General features: G+C 75.3%; 12 protein-coding genes. 7 read left to right on the top strand and 5 right to left on the bottom strand.

Translation table 11 applies throughout. The features are described 5' to 3' along the window. Window positions 1-407 precede the first annotated feature (407 nt). From TPA0908_RS16335 to TPA0908_RS16315, 5 genes are all read left to right on the top strand, one after another. Entirely contained in the window at window positions 408-1,265 is an 858-nt protein-coding gene (locus tag TPA0908_RS16335) for a fibronectin type III domain-containing protein (protein WP_281939327.1), read from the top strand. A gap of 142 nt (window positions 1,266-1,407) precedes the next feature. After that, entirely contained in the window at window positions 1,408-4,035 is a 2,628-nt protein-coding gene (locus TPA0908_RS16330) for a fibronectin type III domain-containing protein (RefSeq protein WP_374709225.1), read from the top strand. Window positions 4,036-4,063: 28 nt separating this feature from the next. Further along, window positions 4,064-5,059, top strand: a complete 996-nt coding sequence (locus TPA0908_RS16325) for an AAA family ATPase (RefSeq protein WP_107156932.1) — start codon at window positions 4,064-4,066, stop codon at window positions 5,057-5,059. A gap of 2 nt (window positions 5,060-5,061) precedes the next feature. Then, a complete protein-coding gene (locus tag TPA0908_RS16320) occupies window positions 5,062-6,216 on the top strand; it encodes a DUF58 domain-containing protein (RefSeq protein WP_281938859.1) in 1,155 nt (384 codons plus the stop codon). Beyond that, a complete protein-coding gene (locus tag TPA0908_RS16315) occupies window positions 6,192-8,507 on the top strand; it encodes a DUF3488 and transglutaminase-like domain-containing protein (RefSeq protein WP_281938857.1) in 2,316 nt (771 codons plus the stop codon). The genes TPA0908_RS16320 and TPA0908_RS16315 overlap by 25 nt, the downstream gene beginning before the upstream one ends. A gap of 185 nt (window positions 8,508-8,692) precedes the next feature. Here TPA0908_RS16315 and TPA0908_RS16310 read toward each other — a convergent pair whose 3' ends face one another. Then, on the bottom strand, window positions 8,693-9,493 hold the full coding sequence (locus TPA0908_RS16310; RefSeq protein ID WP_281938855.1) for an SDR family oxidoreductase: 801 nt from the start codon (window positions 9,491-9,493) through the stop codon (window positions 8,693-8,695). Window position 9,494: 1 nt separating this feature from the next. After that, a complete protein-coding gene (locus TPA0908_RS16305) occupies window positions 9,495-10,475 on the bottom strand; it encodes an LLM class F420-dependent oxidoreductase (RefSeq protein WP_281938854.1) in 981 nt (326 codons plus the stop codon). Between the two features lie 143 nt (window positions 10,476-10,618). Between TPA0908_RS16305 and TPA0908_RS16300 the strand changes: the two genes are divergently transcribed. Further along, window positions 10,619-11,830 carry a low temperature requirement protein A gene (locus TPA0908_RS16300; RefSeq protein ID WP_281938853.1) on the top strand — a complete coding sequence of 404 codons (1,212 nt, stop codon included), beginning with the start codon at window positions 10,619-10,621 and terminating at the stop codon, window positions 11,828-11,830. Window positions 11,831-11,936: 106 nt separating this feature from the next. Beyond that, window positions 11,937-12,821 carry a DUF1028 domain-containing protein gene (locus TPA0908_RS16295; RefSeq protein ID WP_281938850.1) on the top strand — a complete coding sequence of 295 codons (885 nt, stop codon included), beginning with the start codon at window positions 11,937-11,939 and terminating at the stop codon, window positions 12,819-12,821. Between the two features lie 136 nt (window positions 12,822-12,957). Here the strand turns inward: TPA0908_RS16295 and TPA0908_RS16290 are convergent, their stop codons facing one another. From TPA0908_RS16290 to TPA0908_RS16280, 3 genes are all read right to left on the bottom strand, one after another. After that, on the bottom strand, window positions 12,958-13,629 hold the full coding sequence (locus TPA0908_RS16290; protein ID WP_281938849.1) for a maleylpyruvate isomerase N-terminal domain-containing protein: 672 nt from the start codon (window positions 13,627-13,629) through the stop codon (window positions 12,958-12,960). Window positions 13,630-13,638: 9 nt separating this feature from the next. Next, entirely contained in the window at window positions 13,639-14,520 is an 882-nt protein-coding gene (locus TPA0908_RS16285) for a phosphatase PAP2 family protein (protein ID WP_281938848.1), read from the bottom strand. Between the two features lie 346 nt (window positions 14,521-14,866). Beyond that, the gene (locus tag TPA0908_RS16280; protein WP_281938847.1) at window positions 14,867-17,764 is read right to left on the bottom strand and encodes a glycoside hydrolase family 48 protein; all 2,898 of its coding nucleotides are present in this window, start codon (window positions 17,762-17,764) and stop codon (window positions 14,867-14,869) included. Window positions 17,765-17,961 lie beyond the last annotated feature (197 nt).

Here is a 17,961-nt window from a genome sequence, read left to right as displayed (position 1 = left end):
CGGCCGGCCCGCGTTCCGTCGGCGGGGCGTCGGCGAGCACCCACTTCCCGGCGAGCCCGCAACCGACGAGCGGGGCACCGGGCGGACACCTGCCGGACGGACCGCCGTCGGACGGACCGCCGCCGGTTGCGGGCTCGCCGAGCGCACATCGGCCGGAGACAGCCCCGGTGAGCGGCCCACCCGCGAGCGCACCAGCGCGCCCACCAGCGCCCCGTGCACTCCCGGGGAGCGATCCGTCCGCACCGGTACGTCCGGCCGCCGGACCGGTGGCACCGGGGTACCCGCCGGTCCCGCCGGGAAGTGAGGCGTTCGTGCACACCGGCGGCGGGTCACCGACCCGACCCGTGAGCGGACCGCCCGGCCACCCGGTGAGCGGACCGCCGGAATATCCGGTCAGCGGCCCACCCGTGAGCGGCACGCCCATCAGCGCCGCACCCGTCAGCGGCACGCCGGCGCCGCCGTGGGGGATGACCGCGCCGCCCTGGAGCAGCGTGGCACCGTCCCAGCCGGTTGCCGGGCCCGACCCCGAACCGGCGCCGGACACCGTCGATGCCCCCGAGGCGGGACCGAACGTCGCCGAGGAGCGGCTCGGTGCCGTCGCGGAGCACCGGAGGACGGAGCACCGGAGTACGGACCGGCACGACCGGGACGTCGACGGCGGTGCGCCGGACCGGGGGTGGCCGATGCCGGTCGACGACGGGCTGCCGGACTTCCCGGAGGCGGAGCGGCCGGACCCGGCGGCGTACCCGGAGCAGGGTTCCTGGCCGGCGGTGCCGTCGGCGTTCCACCAGCCGGCCGCGTACCCGGCTGCGGTGGAGCCCGAGTCGCGCGGCCGGAACCGGACGGTGCCGGCCCTGGTGGTCGGCGGCGCGGTACTCGCACTGGTGGCGGTGGTCGCCGGGGGCGCGGTGTGGCTGAACCGGGACGCGGCGCCGCCCGCTCCCTCTCCCGGCGCGGTGAAACCGAAGGTGACCGGCCCGCCCCCGGGTGACCTGCGGCTGCGGGACGACACCACCACGATCACGGTGACTTGGACCGACCCGACGGACGGCGGGGTGCCGTTCGTGGTGGCCGGCGGCCGGGCCGGGCAGAAGCTCGGCGTGATGGCCACCGTGGACGCCGGGCAGACCCGGTACACCGTGAACGGGTTGAGCGCGCGGCTGGACTACTGCTTCACGGTGCTGGCGGTCTACTCGACCGACTCGTACGCCACGTCGGGCCAGGTGTGCACGGACCGGGAGGGCGGCGGCGCCACGCCGAACTGACCGGCCACCGAGGACACGCTCGGTGTCCACAGGAGGACGGTGCGGGTTTCACCTGCCCCGGCCGGCCCCTATGATGGCTCCGGCTCTGGGGAGGGTCGGCCGGGCGCGGCGCCCTCCTCCACCGACGGGAAGGCAGCCGGCTGTGACCACCATCGAGGACGTCACGAGCACCGCCGGGCCGGAGACGGCCCGCCCCCGGAAGCGGATGCGCGGCGGGCTGGTGACCATCGGCACCGTGGCCGCGTTGCTGGCGGCGATGGGGTTGACGGTGCTCGGGCTGGGCGCGGCCGACAACGCGGTGGCCAACTTCGACTCGTCGTCCTGGCTGTGGAGCACCACGCGCAGCGAGTTGGCCCGGGTGAACGGCATCACCGCCCGGGTGGACACCCGGATGGAGGTGCCCGGCGGACGGCGGCACCAGACGCAGGTTTCCCAGACCGACCGGCTGCTGATCCTGCGGGACCTGAACACCGGCCAGGTCAGCTCGCTGGATCTGGCCACGTTGCAGATCACCGCCACCACGCCGACCGCGCCGGGGCTCGGGGTGAGCGTCGCGTTGCACGACGACGAGGCGTTCGTGGTGGACGCGGTGCAGGGGATCGTCCGGCAGCTCGACCCGCGGGCGTTGACGCCGGTGGGCGAGCCGGTCCGCTACCCGCCGGGCATCACCGGCGGGACGTTCGACGGCGCGGGCAAGCTGTGGATCGCGGTGCCGAGCGAGGGCACCGTCTCGGCGGTCACCGCCGCCGACCTGCCGGCCACGCCGGGTGACGCGCCGGCCGGCGGGCTCAGCCCGAAGCGGGTCGAGACGTACGAGGTGGCGGAGCCGGCGCACGAGCTGGTGGTGTCCACCCTGGACGAGGGGGTGGCGGTGCTGGACCGCACCTCCGCGTCGCTGGTGACGGTCAGCGGCGGCCGGACGCGGCGGGCCGGCCTGACCATGACCGCGCCGGGCAGCCTGCCGACGCGGACCAGCGGGCCGCAGGTGCCGGTCACGGTCCCCGGCGACCGGTCGGTGCACGTGGTGCGCGACGGGGCCGAGGTGAAGCGGTTCACGGTGCCCGGCGAGGGCACCCGGCTCAGCCCGGCGGTCGCCTGGGCGGGTCGGTTCTACGTCGCCGACGAGGGCACCGGCACGGTCTACTCGTTCGACGCCGGCGGGCAGCTGGTGGAGACGATCAAGGGCGCCGGCCGGCCGGGCCCGGTGGAGCTGGAGGTCCGCGAGAACCACCTGTTCATCAACCCGCCGGACTCGTCGACCGCGCAGGTGGTCGACGACCACAACCGGGTGCGCGAGGTGGACAAGTACGCCAACGACGTGCTCGGCGGCGACCCACCGCCGGCGCCCCCGCCGCCGCCCCCGCCGAAGAAGCCGAAGGTGAGCCGGCCGGGCGCGCCGAAGGCGGTCACCGCCGCCGCCGGCGACGCGTCGGCGCGGGTGAGCTGGCAGGCCGCCGCGTCCAACGGCGCCGAGATCACCAGGTACGTGGTGGAGGGCGCCGGCCAGACGCACGAGGTGGGCGCGAACCAGCGCGCGCTGGAGATCACCGGCCTGACCAACGGCGAGACGTACACGTTCTCGGTGCACGCGGTGAACGCCAAGGGCGACGGTCCGGCGCGCCGCAGCAACCCGGTCGTGCCGACCGCCGAGGTGCCGGACCCGCCGACCGCGGTGACCGCCGAGGCGCGCCCGGACGGCACGGTCCGGGTGAGCTGGCCCGAGGCCAACGGCCAGGGCAACAAGGTCGCCAGGTACGCGGTGACCGCGACCTCGGCCGGCGCGAGCGCTCCGGCGGGCGAGTCGCCGAAGCCGGAGCTGGTGCTGCCGGCCGGCCAGTTGGAGTACGGCACGCAGTACGCGTTCACGGTGACCGCGGTCAGCGACAAGGGCGCCGGGTCGAAGGCGTCGCCGGTGAGCAACACGGTGGTGCCGTTCACCGCGCCCAAGGCGCCGACCGAGCTGCGCGCGTCCACGGTGGCCGATCAGCCCGGCACGGTCGCGGTGCAGTGGTCGCCGGCGGTGGAGAACGGTCGCCCGGTGACGAAGTACGTGGTGGAGGCCGGCGGGAAGACGGTCGAGGTGACCGACGTGCGGGCCACCGTGGGCGGGCTCGGCAACGGCCAGAACGTCACGGTCAAGGTCAAGGCAGTGAACGAGGCCGGCCCCGGCGCGGAGGCCAGCACCACGGCGCGCACCGTGGCCGCGCCCCGGATCACGGTGACCGGCTCGTCGGCGGACGCCACGTCGGTGACGGTGACGTTCACCGTGGACGCCGGCGGCGGAAGGGCCACCTGCACGGCCGCGACCGGCGGCAAGACGGCCACCGGGAGCTGCGCGAGCCTGCGGGTGACCGGGCTGACGCCGGGCACGGCGTACTCGGTGGCGCTGACCGCGAGCAACGCGGCCGGTAAGGGCACGGCCACCCGCGCCCAGACCACCGACCCGCTCTACGGCGTCGCCACCTGCAAGAACGGTCCGGACGGCGACCAGCGGACGTACTGCGACAAGGACGTCTCGGGCCGCAACGGCAACGAGATCTTCGAGGTCACCCGGCAGGACGACGACCGCCAGGCGGGCTGGGTGCAGGACGGCCACCGGCTGCGCGCGTACTGCAAGGCGAAGGGCGAGAACGTGGACGCCTGGATCTACAACAAGAACAAGCAGAGCAACTGGTGGATCCAGGTCGACTACAAGGGCCGGACCTACATCCCGTGGGCCTGGCTCAACCTGGAGGGCGGCGACAACCTCAACCTGCTGCCCGCCTGCTGACCGCGATCTCTTCCTCGAAAGGCGCCCCGTGAACACGCACGAACCGCTCAGCCAGCCGGAGGTGCAGGGCTTCGCCGCCCTGGCCGCCCGGCTGGCCGACAACGTCAACGCGGTCGTGCTGGGCAAGCCGCAGGTGGTCCGGCTGGCGCTGACCGCGCTGTTCGCGCAGGGGCACGTGTTGCTGGAGGACGTGCCCGGGGTCGGCAAGACCACGCTCGCCCGGGCGGTCGCGGCCACCGTGCAGGGCGAGTGGCGACGGATCCAGTTCACCCCGGACCTGCTCCCCTCGGACGTGTCCGGGGTGACCATCTTCAACCAGGCCAGCCGCGGCTTCGAGTTCCACCCGGGGCCGGTGTTCGCGAACATCGTGATCGCCGACGAGATCAACCGGGCGTCCCCGAAGACCCAGTCGGCGCTGCTGGAGGTGATGGAGGAACGCACCGTCACGGTGGACGGCGTACGCCACCCGGTGCCGCAGCCGTTCCTGGTGGTGGCCACGCAGAACCCGGTCGAGATGGACGGCACCTACCGGCTGCCGGAGGCGCAGCTCGACCGGTTCCTGGTGAAGCTCTCCGTCGGCTATCCCGACGAGGCGGTCGAGGTGGAGGTGCTGCGCGGTGCCACGGTCCGCTCCCCCGACTCGCTGAGCGCGGTCACCGACACCGCCACGGTCGGCGAGATGGTGCAGATGGCCCGGCGGGTGCACATCGCCGAGCCGCTGTACGCGTACGCGGTGCGGCTGGCCGCGGCGACCCGTACCCATCCGCAGGTGCGGGTCGGGGTGAGTCCGCGCGGGGTGATCGCGTTGACGCGGGCGGCGTGCGCGTACGCGCTGATCGACGGTCGGGGCTGGATCATGCCGGAGGATCTGAAGGCGCTTGTCGAGCCGGTCTTCGCGCACCGGCTGCTGCTCACCCCGGACGCGCAGGTGCGGGGCGTCACGCCGGCCGAGGTGCTGCGCCAGGCGGTCGCCTCGGTGCCGGTGCCGCTGCCGTCGGGCCAGCCCGCCCCGGTGCACGGCTGAGCGTGGGGATCACCGCCCGGGGGATCGGGTTGCTCGTCGCCGCCCTGGTGCTGCTCGGCGTCGGCTTCCGGTACGCGTACCCGGAGCTGACCGTGCTCGGCGCGGCGGCCGGCGTCGCGGTCGGCTACGCCGGGGTGACCGCCGCCTGGCGGCCCCGGTTGACGGTGGCGCGGCGGGCCGACCCGGACCGGGTGGCCCGGGGCGAGCCGGCGGCGATGGAGCTGACCGTGCGCAACACCGGCCGGCTGCGGGCGGCGAACCTGGTCGCCGAGGACCGCTGCGCCGGCGCGCCGGTGCCGGTGCCGCTGCTGCGGTTGCGCCCGGGGCGGGACACGGTGGTGCGCTACCCGGTGCCGACGCACCGCCGGGGTGTGGTGCCGGTCGGTCCGCTGCGGGTGGTGCGCCGGGACCCGCTCGGGCTGGTGGCGCTGGCCCGTGGCTACGGCGGCCCGGTCGGAGTGTGGGTGCACCCGCGCATCCACCCGATGTCCGCGGTGCCCACCGGCGCCGGGCGCAGCCTGGACGGGCGCACCGACAGCGTGCCGCACGGGTCGATCACGTTCGACTCGCTGCGTGAGTACGTGGTCGGTGACGAGCTGCGCCGGGTGCACTGGCGGACCAGCGCCCGGGTGGGTGAGCTGATGGTGCGCGAGAACGTCGACACCAGCCTGCCGCGCCTCGTGGTGGTGCTGGACAACCGGGCAGCCGCGCATCCGGGGCGGGTGGCCGGGGTGGCGGAGTCGTTCGAGTCGGCGTGCGAGGCGGCGGCGTCGGTGGTGGCCGCGGCGGTGCGGGAGTCCCTCCCGGTGCACCTGCTGCTGGTCGCGCCGGCCGACGCCGAGCCCGCCGGGGTGGCCGGGCCGCTGGATCGCCTCGCCGCGACCGAGCTGGCCGGCGGCGGGCCGGAGGTGCTGTCGGCGGCGACGGGCCGGCTGCGCCAGGACCGGCTCGGCGACACGCTGGTCTTCCTCACCGGGCCGGGCGCCGCCGACGAGCTGGGGCACGTGGGCGCGCTGCGCGGCGCGTACCCGTCGGTGGTGGTGGGGATGTTCGGCGCGGCGGCGCCGACGGCGGCCGGCGCGGCGGGCCTGGTGGTGCTGGACGCGGCCGACGGCGCGGCGTTCGCCGCCGAATGGGACGGGATCCGCCGGTGGTGACCGGGACGCCGGCACGGGAGTGGGCGGTCCGGGCGCTGCGGGCGGCGCCGGTGCCGGTGGCGCTGGTGGTGCTGGTCGCGCTCGCCGGCGTGGTGCTCGGCCGGGTGTACGCGGATCCGCTGCTGACCCGGCTGATGGTCGGCGCGGCGGTCGGTTCGGTGCTGGTCAGCGTGGCCACCCGACGGTTGGCGTCGTGGCTGGTGGCGCCGCTGTCGGTGGCCGCGCTGGCCGGCTGGACGCTGCTGTCGCTGCGGCTCGCGGCGAGCCACGCGGCGCTGCCCGGCGGGCTGGGCGAGGTGGCCGCCGACGCCGCCCGCAACGCGATCCCCCGGCTGCTGACCGCGATGATCCCGGTGCAGCCGACGCCGGACACCGTGCTGGTCCCGGTGGTGGCCGCCTGGCTGGCCGGGCTGACCGCCGCCGAGGTGGCCCTGCGCGCCGGCCGGGTACTGGCCGGGTACCTGCCGCCGGCGCTGCTCTACGCCGGCGCGCTCTACGTGGTCGGGCCGAACGCGGAGCCGGCGGTCGGCCCGACGGTGCTGTTCGCGGCCGTCGCGGCGGTCGGCCTGGCCGCGCCGGGACGCCGGCCCGGCCCGGCGGCGGACGCCGACCCGGTCGCCGGGCTCACCCCGGCGGTACGCGCGGCGGTGCGGCTGCGGCTGGCCGCGGCGAGCGCGGCCGGCCTGGCCCTGGTGGTGGCGCTGGCCGCGCTGCTCGCGCCGGTGGTCGCCGGTCAGGTCGACGCGCGTCCGGTCGACCCGCGCCGCTACGTGGAGCCGCCGCAGGTCGAGTCGCTGGACGAGAACCCGCTGATCCGGATCTCGGGTTGGGCGTTGAACCCGGACCAGCGGCTGCTCGACGTGCGCACGGTCGTCGGGCCGGCCGAGGGTGGGCCGCCCCGGATCCGGTTGGCGGTGCTCAGCGACTACGACGGGGTGACCTGGCGGGTCGGGGCCACGTACCGCAACGCGGGGCGGATCCTGCCGGCGGTCGAGCCCGCGCCGGGGGCCACCACCGAGGCGGTGCGCCAGGAGATAACTGTGGGCGACCTGACCGGGCGGCTGCTGCCGGCGGTGCCGACGCCGCGCGAGGTGGGTGGCGCGCGGGTGGCGTACGACCCGGCGAGCGGGACGCTGATCCGCCCGGAGGGGCTCGTGCCGGGGCTGCGGTACGAGGTGTCCTCGGTGCGGGAGCGCCCGGATGTGAACCTGGTGAGCACCGCGAACGTGCCGGCCGGCGACGCGGTGGCGCGGGTGCTGCGGGTGCCGGACGGGGCGCCGGAGCAGTTGCGCCGGCTGGCCGCCCAGCTCGCCGAGGCCAACGGCGCCCCGTACGCGCGGGCCGACGCGATCGCCACGTTCCTCGCCGAGCACTACCGGTTGACCGCGGACGCGCCCAGCGGGCACGCGTACCCGAATCTGACGTTCTTCCTGTTCGGGCCGCGTAACGGCGGCGGGCAGCGGGGCACCTCGGAGCAGTTCGCCGCCGCGTTCGCGGTGCTCGGCCGGCTCGCCGGGCTGCCCACCCGGGTGGTGGTGGGGTTCGCGCCGAACGCGGACGGACCGGTGCGGGCCGCCGACGCGTACGCCTGGCCGGAGGTGCTGTTCGACGGCGTCGGCTGGGTGTCGTTCGATCCGATGCCGCGCCCGGACTCCGCGCCCCGCCCGGTGGAGGAGGACTTCCGGCCGCAGCCGGAGGAGCCGCCGCCGTCGGAGGTGCCGGCACCGACCGAGCAGCCCTCGGCCTCTCCCCCGGCCGCAGCGTCCGCGCCGGACCGGGCCCGCGGCGGCCCGGGTACGCCGGTGCTGGTGGGCGGCGGCGTCGGCGGTCTGCTGCTGGTGGTCGGCGCGGTGTTGGCGGCCCTGGCGGCGACGCGCCGCCGGTTGAGCCGGTCCCGGCTGGAGCGGGGTGCTCCCGGCGAGCGGGTCGCCGGCGCCTGGCGGGAGCTGACCGACGCGCTGCGGCTGGCCGGCCGCCCGGCCGGGTCGGACCTGGCGGCGGCGGAGGTCGCCGAGCGGGCCCGGAGGGCGCTGGCCGAGGCCCGCGCGGCGACCGGTGTGTCGCCGGCCGGCGACGGGGCTTCCGGCGACGAGGCGTCCGGTGGCGACGTCGGCGAGCTGGCCGGGTTGGTCAACCAGGTGGCCTTCGCCCCGGGCAGCACCACCGGGCAGCAGGCGGACCGGGCGGCGACGCTCGTCACCGCGTACGGGGAGGCGCTGCGCGACGCCCGGCCACGCTGGCGGCGGCTGTGGTGGCGGGTCCACCCGGGTCCGCTGCGCTGGCGGCGCTGACGCCCCGCGCACGCCGCGGGACCCGAGTGGTCGACGGCACGACGGGCAGGTCGGTGTCGGTGCGGACGCCCTTTCGAGCTGATAGCACAAACGACTCACGTCGGACGTGACCGGCTCCGGACGGGCAACACGGCGACGGCAGGCGACGGGCGGCGACGGACCGGGCCGGGCCCGGCGGCGGCTGGTCAGGAGTCGGCGGCGCGCAGCTTGCGAACGAGTTTGCGCAGGCCGGCCTGCCAGCCGTCCGGGTCCTCGGCGCGGCGGCGGGCGTAGTCGGCGACCTCCCGGTGGGGCAGGATGAGGAACCGTTCCTCGGCCAGCCCGGCGACGACCGCGTCGGCGACCTGGTCGGAGGTGAGGATCGCGCCGGACGCGGCGATCACCCGGGCGCCGAGGTGTCCCTCGGCGAGCCCGTCGGCGAGCATCGGGGTGTCCACACCCTGCGGGCAGAGCGCGCTGACCCGGATGCCGGCGTCCCGGTAGGTGATGGCCAGCCAGTCGGCGAGACCGACCGCCGCGTGCTTGGTGGCGGTGTAGGGCGCGTCCCCGACGGCGGTCAGCAGGCCGGCGGCCGAGCAGGTGAGCAGCAGGTGGCCCTGGCCCCGGCGCAGCATCCCGGGCAGCACCGCCCGGGCGCTGTGCAGGTGGCCGAGCACGTTGACCCGCCAGGCCCGGTCCCAGTCGGCGTCGGGCGCGTCGAGGCCGCCGCCGGTGGCGACGCCCGCGTTGGCGCAGAACAGGTCGATCCGGCCGTGGCGGCGTTCGGTCTCGTCGACGAGCGCGCGGACCGCCGCCTCGTCGGTGACGTCCAGCCCGACGCCGACGGCCACCGGGCCGATCGCGTCGGCCGCCGCGCGGGCCGCGTCGGCGGCCAGGTCGGCGAGCACCACGGCGGCAGCGCCCTCGGCGGCGAAGCGGCGGCCCAGCGCCGCGCCGATGCCACCGGCCCCGCCGGTGATCACCACCACCCGGTCGGTCAGGTTCATCTCAGCTCCCGTCCTCGGCGCCGGCCCCGAGCCGGGGCAGCAGGTCGGCCCAGGCCGTCGCGCCGCCCTCGGTCGTCTCCGGGGTGGGCAGCACCGCCAGCACCGGCACGTCGACGCCGTGCGCGGCGTACCGGCGGGCGGCGGCCACGCACCGCTCGGGTGAGCCGTGCAGGATCAGCGCGTCGACCACGTCGTCGGGCACTGCGGCGGCGGCCCCGCGCCGGTCCCCGGCCGCCCAGGCCCGCCACATCTCGCCGAGCGTCTCCTGCCGGCCCAGCCAGCGGTGGAAGGCGGCGTACGCGGGCACGGTGAGATAGGCGGTGATCAGGCGGCGGCCCAGCGCGCGGGCGTACGCGGCGTCCTCGGTGGGGCAGACGAAGATCCGGGCGGCGACCTCGAAGCCGGGGCGGCGCTCCCCCAGCTCGGCGAGCGCGGTCGGCACGTCGTCGGCGGCGAGCCAGTTCAGGATCACCCCGTCGGCCTCGGCGGCGGCGAGCCGCAGCATGCCCGGGCGCAGCCCGGCCAGCAGCACCGGCGGTGGCACGGCCGGCGGGCGTTCCAGGGTGAACCGGCGGACCGTGAACGTGTCGTACGCCCCGTCGACGGTCTCGCCGCGCAGCGCCGCCCGCAGGAAGCGCAGCACGTCCCGGGTCCGCCGGTACGGCTCGTCGAACGGCACCGCGTTCCAGTCCCGCACCAGCACCGGCGAGGACGCGCCGACGCCCAGCGCGAAGCGGCCCGGCGCGGCCTCGGCCAGCGCGGCGGCGCTCATCGCCAGCAGCGCCGGCCCCCGGGTGAAGACCGGGGTGATCGCGGTGCCGAGGCGCAGCCGGGGCGTCCAGGCGGCGGCGAGCGCGAGCGGGGTGAACGCGTCCGTCCCGGCCACCTCCGACGACCAGACGTCGGTGAACCCGGCCCGGTCCAGCGTCGCGTAGACCTCGGCGTGGTCGGCGAGCGGCACGCCGCCCAGCGGCACGGTCATACCCCATCGTTTCGTCACCCGTCGATCGTGCCCGCCCGGCACCGCCGGAGCAAGATCGGGGGCGATCCGACCGATCCGCGCCGCCGCGGCCGGTGGGGGTGTTACGACTGCCGGGTGGACGCGATCGCGGGCGGGGCACGGCGGTGAGGGTCGCCGAGCCCGCCGCGCTGCGCTCGGACGACGGCGACGGCGACCGGGCCACGTTCCTGGAGCTGTTCTTCGACCTGGTCTACGTGTTCGCGCTGACCCGGATCTCCGCACGCGCCTTCGAGGACCTGGCGCTGGAGGGCGGCAAGACCACCTGGTCGGCGGTGACCGGCGGCGGGAAGACGTTGCTGCTGCTGATCGCGCTCTGGATGCTCTGGCAGGGCACCGCGTGGACCACCAGCCGCTACGACCCGTACCACCTGTGGTTGCAGGTCATCGTGATCACCGCCCTGGTGTCGGCGATGGTGATGGGGGTGGCGATCCCCCGCGCGTTCACCGGGAGCGGCCTGGCGTTCGCCGTCGCCTACGTGGTGGCGAACGTCGGCCGTTCGGCGATCCTCATGCTGGTGCTGCGCCGGCTCCAGTACCGCCGGCTGAAGCTGCGGATGCTGATCACGTACGTCGTCTCCGGGGTGCTCTGGCTGGTCGGCGCGGTGCTGCCCACCAACGCCCGGGTGGTGCTCTGGAGCGCCGCGCTGGTGGTGGAGTATCTGGGCAACCGGTTCGGCTGGCCGGTGCCCGGGCTGGGCCGCTCGACCATCTCGCGGTGGGACATCCACGGCCGGCACCTGGCCGAGCGGTACCAGCAGATCTACCTGGTGGCGATCGGCGAGACGATCCTGGTCGCCGGCCTGACCTACACCCGCGCGCCGAGCGGCTGGTCCAACATCGCCGCGTTCACCGCCGCGCTGGCCACCTCCGTGCTGCTGTGGCGGATCTACGTGCAGCGGGCCGGGCAGATCCTGGGCGAGGCGGTGACCGGGGCCGAGCACCCGGCCACCATCGGCCGCTCCGCCGCCGACACCCACCTGGTCATGGTGGTCGGCGTGGTGGCCACCGCGATCGGCTACGAGCTGGCCGTCGAGCACCCCAGCGGGCACAACGAGCTGGCGTGGCTCGCCATGGTGCTGGGCGGGCCGGCGCTGTTCCTGGCCGGCCGGGCCCGCTTCGAGTACGAGGTGTTCGGCCGGGTCTCCCCGTCCCGGCTGGTGGCGATCGTCGCGCTGCTGCTGCCCGTGCCGTTGCTGGTGCGCGTCCCGCTGCTCGTGGCGGCCGGGTACACGGTCGTGGTGCTGGCGGCGGTGGCGGTGGCCGACCTCCGGCGCGCCTGGGGCCGCCCGCCGGAGGCGCCCGCACCGCCGTTCTGACCGCGCCCGCACCGCCTGCCATCCGCCCGCGTCGCCGTGCCGGCCGCGTCCGCCGCCTCCCGCCGGTGTGCCGACGCCGCGCCCGCCGCCGGGCTACGATCCGCGCGTGACGTTCTCGCTCGTCGCCCGCTCCGCCGACGGGCACCTGCACGGCGTGGCCGTGGCCAGCCGGTTCCTCGCCGCCGGGGCGCTGGTGCCGGCCGCCGAGGCACGGGTCGGGGCGGTCGCCACCCAGGCGCACGCCAACCTCGCCTACCGGGCGCAGGCGCTCGCGCTGCTACGCACCGGCGTCACCGCCGCCGACACGGTGGCCGGCCTGGTCGCCGCCGACCCGGGGCGTGACGACCGGCAGCTCGCCGTGGTCGGCGCCGCCGGGGCCGGGGCCACCTGGACCGGGCCGCGCTGTCATCCCTGGGCGGGTGGCCAGGCCGGCGACGGCTGGGCCGCGCAGGGCAACATCCTGAGCGGCCCGCAGGTGATCGACGCGCTGCGCGACGCCTGGCTCACCGGCGTCGATCTGCCGTTCCCGCAGCGGCTGCTGGCCGCGTTGACCGCCGGCGACCGGGCCGGCGGCGACCGGCGCGGCCGGCAGAGCGCCGCGTTGCTGGTGGTGCAGCGCCACGGCGGGTACGCCGGCACCGGCGACGAACTGGTGGACCTGCGGGTGGACGACCACCCGGACCCGGTCGCCGAGCTGCGCCGCCTGCTCGGCCTGCACACCATGATCTTCGGCCGGCCCGACCCGGCCACTCTGCGCGACCTCACCGGGCCGCTCGCCGTCGAGGTGGCGGAGTTGCTCGCCGCCGCCGGGCACCCGGTCGGCCCGGCCGGCCTGGACGACGCGCTCGCCGCCTGGTCCGGCCTGGAGAACCTGGAGGAGCGCTTCGTGCCGGGCCGGATCGACCCGATCGTGCTGGACCACCTGCGGCGCGGCGCGGCCGACCGGTCGGGTGCCGACGGAACCGCCGGGCCGGCGCCCGCAACCGGCTGAGCCGGCCCGCCCGCAACCGGCCGACCCGGCCCGCCCGCGACCGGCTGACCCGGCCGCCCGGCCGCCGACGGAACCGGCCGACCGGCGTCGGCGATCCGGCGATCCGGCGACCGGCGTCGGCGATCGGGCGACCGGCTCAGCCGCCGAAGGCGAGTCGACGGATGCCGGCCGCCGCCAGCGCCGCCCGCTCCGCGTCGGTCAGCGGCAGCCGGCCGGTGGCCTTGCGCAGCACCGTGAGCGCGTCCCAGCCGAGCCGCTCGGGCACCGGCCGCCCGGCGGTGAGCACGTCGACCGTCACGGCCGCCGCGGTCGGGGCCGTCCAGGGCGGCCGGTCCAGCGCGTCGGCCAGGTCCAGGCCGTGCACCGCGAGCTCCACCACGCGGGTACGCAGGAACTCGGTCACCGCCATCGCGTCACCGTGCCGGGTGCGGACCACCCGGTCGGGCGGCTCGGCGGCCACCGCCGCGTCCGTGGCCCGCCAGGCCCGGCCGAACTCCCGTGCCCCGTCGGCCGCGCCGGGCAGTTCCCGGGCCGCCGCTCGGGCCCCGTCGATCCGGTCCCGGTCGACCGCGGGCGCGAACTTGGCCGCGTCGAAGTACCCGGCGGCGGTCACCTCGGCCCGGGGCGGCGCGGGCTCGGCCAGCATCCCGGCCAGCCGGCCGGCGCCGGTGCGTACGTGGGCCAGCAGGTCCCGGACCCGCCACGGCGGGCACGGGGTGGGCCGGTCCAGCGCCGCCTCGTCGAGCCCGTGCAGGACCCGTTCCAGCCGCTCGCACTCGTCGCGGAACGCGGCCCGTACCGGCTCCATCCGGCCGCCTCAGCCCTTCCAGCGGGGCACCAGCCGGTGCACCAGGGCGAGCACCAGCGCGGCCACCACGGCGATCGTGCCGACGATGCCGGCCGCGCTGCCCGCGTACCCGATGAACAGCGGACGGCGGCCGAGTTCCTCGACGGCGACGGTGGACCGGTCCACCAGCCAGGACAACGCCAACGCGGAGGCCAGCAGCGCCACCGCGCCGCCGACCCCGAGCACGGCGGCGGCCAGCCGGTGCGCGTCGCCGGGCTCCACCACGGCCCGCTCCCGCTGGAAGACCAGCAGCACCAGCCCGGCCACCGCGGCCCAGGCACCGACCAGCAGGTACGCGGCGACCGCGTCGCTGGGTCGGTGCCAGCCGGCGGAGAGCGTGGCCACCCCGGCGGCGGCGGCGTAACCGGCGCCGAGGAACGCGCCCGCGACCCGCAACTGCCGGGGCAGCACCAGGATCAGCGCGACCGCCACCGAGGCCGCGATCGTGGTGTGCCCGCTGGGCAGGCTGTTGCCGGCGGCGGCCCGCTCCGGGTCGACACCGAACTCCGGTCGGGTGAGAACGTACTTGAGCACCTGGGTGCTGACGTTCGCGCCGGCGATCAGCAGCGTGGCGGTGACGGCGAGCGCCTTACGGCCCCGGATCAGCGCGATGAAGCCGATCACCGCGGTCGCGGCCAGCAGCGACACCACCGACATGGCGTTGAGGATGGTGTCCACCGGCCCGTCGACCCGGTCCTGGCCGATCTGGTTGCCGGTCAGGGCGACCGTGTCGAGCCACTGCCCCAACTCGGTGTGCACGGCGAACCGCCACACCACCAGAAACGCGGCCGTCTGGACCAAGGCCAGTACGACCAACCAGACCGCCGTCCAACCCCTCGCCGTCTCCCGCACCCGGACAACTTAGCGGTCGGGCCGGCGCGGCGCGCGGTGGAGGCCGGGCAAAAAAATAGTGGAGAGGCCGCCACGGGGGGAGCGGCCTCTCCGACAAATACGTTACTCCGTCCGCGCCACGGATGTGATCCCGTGGGGCGCTGATTTTTCGGTGCCTTTTCGCGCCATGGGTCGCCCCGGGCGGAGTGGTGGGCCGGTCCGTCCGCTGCGTCGGCCGGACGGCCGGCCCACCCGGCCTGACCGTGGGCGTCAGGCCGTCCGCCGAACCGGCCGCTCCGTTCCCCCATCGGCCGGGTCGGCCTCCTCCGTGGGCGGGGCCTCACCCGCCCACGGAGGAGTCGTCATCTCATCCCTGCGGGAAGTAGGTCCCGTAGTCGGCGTACGCCATGGCGACGTCCGCCTGCGCCCAGAACCGGTGGTAGTTGAAGACCGGCTCGGCGCCACCGTCCAGGTACGCCTGCACCTTCGGCCAGTCCGGGTCCTTCTTGTAGAAGGACCGGATGTCCAGGAAGCTCTTGCCGGCGGCGATCGCGTCACCGTTCGGCATCTTCCCGGTCCAGCCCGGCGGGACGTAGAGACCCTGACCGTCGGTGGCGTTGTAGACGTCGTCGAAGCGCTTGTAGTCGCCGCGCTTCTCCGGCATCGAGACGCCCTTGCTGTCGGCCGCCGCCGAGAGCGCGTCCAGCAGGCCCTTGGCGGTGTTCTTCGCCGCGGTGTTGCCGGACTTGGCCGCGTACGCGATGAGCGTGCGGGCGTAGGCGGCGGCGACGCCGACGTCCTGGCCCTTGACCGTCACCTCGACGTGCAGGTTGGTGTTCGGCTGCGGGCTGCTCGGGTTCCAGTTGGCCGGCTGACCGGTCCACTTCATGTCCGACGGGATGGACCAGTTGGCGCCCGTGGTGGTGTTGGCGATCGCCCACGGGACCCACTTGTCCAGCAGCGCCTTGGCCTTGGCGTTGCCGGTCTGCAGGTACAGCTCGGCGATGCGCTGCATCGACCAGGCCTGCATGCCGAACCACTGGTTCGACGGCGGGTCGTTGTAGACCGGGTCGACGTCGTAGAACATGCCGTAGAAGGTGGCGGTGCCGGCCGGCGGGGTGCCGTAGTTGCCGTCCCAGCTGTTGGTGGCGCCACCGGCGATGCCGCCCTCGGCGGACTGGAGCCAGGTGTAGAACTCCAGCTGCCGGTCCATGCTCTTCTGCCAGTCGGAGACCGCGGTCGGCGACTTCGGCTTCAGCTCCGACACGTTGGTCATCGCCCAGGCCGCGAACGGGTTCTGGTAGCCGAAGTGGCTGTGGCTGGAGCCGATCCGCCACGACCAGTTCTGCGACGTGTCGTACGCGCCACCCCAGGCGTAGTACCAGGAGAGCAGGTAGTGCGCCGAGTCACGACCGCTGCCGGCCGGGCAGGTGCTGGCCCCGACGCAGTTGCCGATCTTCTTGAAGTACTTGTCGAACAACGCGTAGCGCAGGTAGTCGCCCATCTTGGCGGCCTTGGCCACGGTGGCCGCCACGTCGGCCTCCTTGCCCTGCGCCTTGGCCCAGGTCAGGGCCCAGTACGCGGCCTGCACGGCGCGCGCGTCGGCGTCCGGCGCGTTGGTGTACTTCCACTGCTTGGCCGGGGCGTTGGACTCCTTGACGAACAGGTCGAGGTAGCCGTACTGACCGCCGTGCTTGAACGTGTCGCAGGACGGCTGCGGCACGGTCTCCCACACCGACTCCTGGGTGCCCCGCTGGAACGTGTTGATGTAGGCCGGCTTGGTGGTGCCGTCGCCGCAGCGGCCGAAGCCGTAGGTGTTGTCCACGTCCATCAGCCAGTGCATGCCGTAGATGTCACCGGTGCCGTAGGTGGACTGGAGCTCCGAGCGCAGCGGGTCCTGACCGACCGGGACGCTGGCCTCCAGCGCCGACGGGTACTGGCTGGGCAGGTTGTGCTCGGCGGCGTACTGCGGGGTGCCCGGCGCGCCGGCCGTGGGCTGATCCGCGTGCGACGGAATGATGTATTTCTCCATCACCGTCCACGAGTTGTTGAACGGGCTCCAGTTCTGGGTGACGCGGCCGTACTGGGCCTCCAGCCAGATCCAGAAGCTGAACGCCTCGGAGGTGGTCTCGTGCCCGTGGTCGGGCGCCTCCACGATCAGCGTCTCGACCGAGTGGTACGGCACGCCCTCGGGGCTGAAGTAGCCCGAGTTCTTGATCTTGCCGTACTGGTCGAGGAACTTCTTGATGTAGGCGTTGTCGCCGCCCGGGGAGTCGTTGTCGATCTCGGTGGCGACCACCGAGACCCCCGCGGCACCGGTCGCCGACGCGGCGATGGTGGCGGTGCCGCCGACCGTGTCCGCGTCCTCCGCCGCCGAGACAGTGGCGGTGACGCCGGTGCTCCAGTTGCTCGGGGTGAGCGTGAGCGAGGCCGGCGAGACGGTGATGTCGCTGTCCCCGGTGACCGCGAGCGTCACCGGCACGTTGGCGGTGGGCGCCGAGCTGAGCGTGTACCGCACCGTGGCGCTGCCGCCCTCGTCGACGCTGACCGCCGACGGGGTGGCGACCAGCCTCGGCCCGGTGGCCGCGCCGACCGTGAACGACTTCTCCGCGATCGCGGTGCCGCCGGCGTTGTCGTACGCCTTGGCCTGCACGGTGTAGCTGCCGGCCGGCAGGCTCAGCAGGTCGTAGCCGTACGGGGCGGTGGTGTCGGTGTTGACCAGCAGGCCGTTGCGGTAGAACTCGACCTTGCTGATGGTGCCGTCGGCGTCGCTCGCGGTGGCGGTCAGCGGAACGTCCGCCGGCGCGGTGAACGGGCCGGTCGGCACGCCGAGGGAGACCGACGGCGGCTGGTTGCTGGAGGCGCCGTTGCAGGCGACCCCGTTGAGCGTGAACGCGGTCGGCTTCGGGTTGCTGCCGCTGAAACTGCCGTTGAAGCCGATGCTGGTGGACGCGCCGGTGGGCAGGCTGCCGTTCCACGACTCGTTGGTCGCGGTCACGTCGCTGCCGCTCTGGCTCCACTTGGCCGACCAGCCCTGCGTCACGCGCTGGCTGCTGTTCGGGAACGCGAACTTCAGCGACCAGTTGTTCAGCGCGTCACCCAGGTTCTTGATGGTGACGGTGGCGGTGAACCCGGTGCTCCACTCGCTGGTCGCGTAGGTCACGTCGCAGGCGGGAGCGGCCTGGGCGGCGCTCGCGGGCAGGGTCACCCCGCCGATGGCGAGGGCGGTGGCGGCGAGCATCGCCGTGCGGCGACGTCTGGCCATGAGTCTCATGTGGGCGGTGTCTCCTCGGACCGGGCCGGGGCCGGGGCCCCGGCGGGGCGCCTCCACGCGTCGACGGGCGTACGCGGGGGGACGGAGGCGTCCGGAAAAGTGGTCGTCCCGGTCGTGCCGGGAATCGGGGCGCCGCACCGGATGTCCGGGTGCCCTCGGCGGCCCGCGCTCGCGAGAGTTGGCTCCAC

This window comes from Micromonospora sp. AKA38, assembly GCF_027925725.1.
GTDB lineage: Bacteria > Actinomycetota > Actinomycetes > Mycobacteriales > Micromonosporaceae > Micromonospora.
Note: the sequence above shows the minus strand (reverse complement) of the source record. Positions and strands in the feature narration are given on the sequence as shown.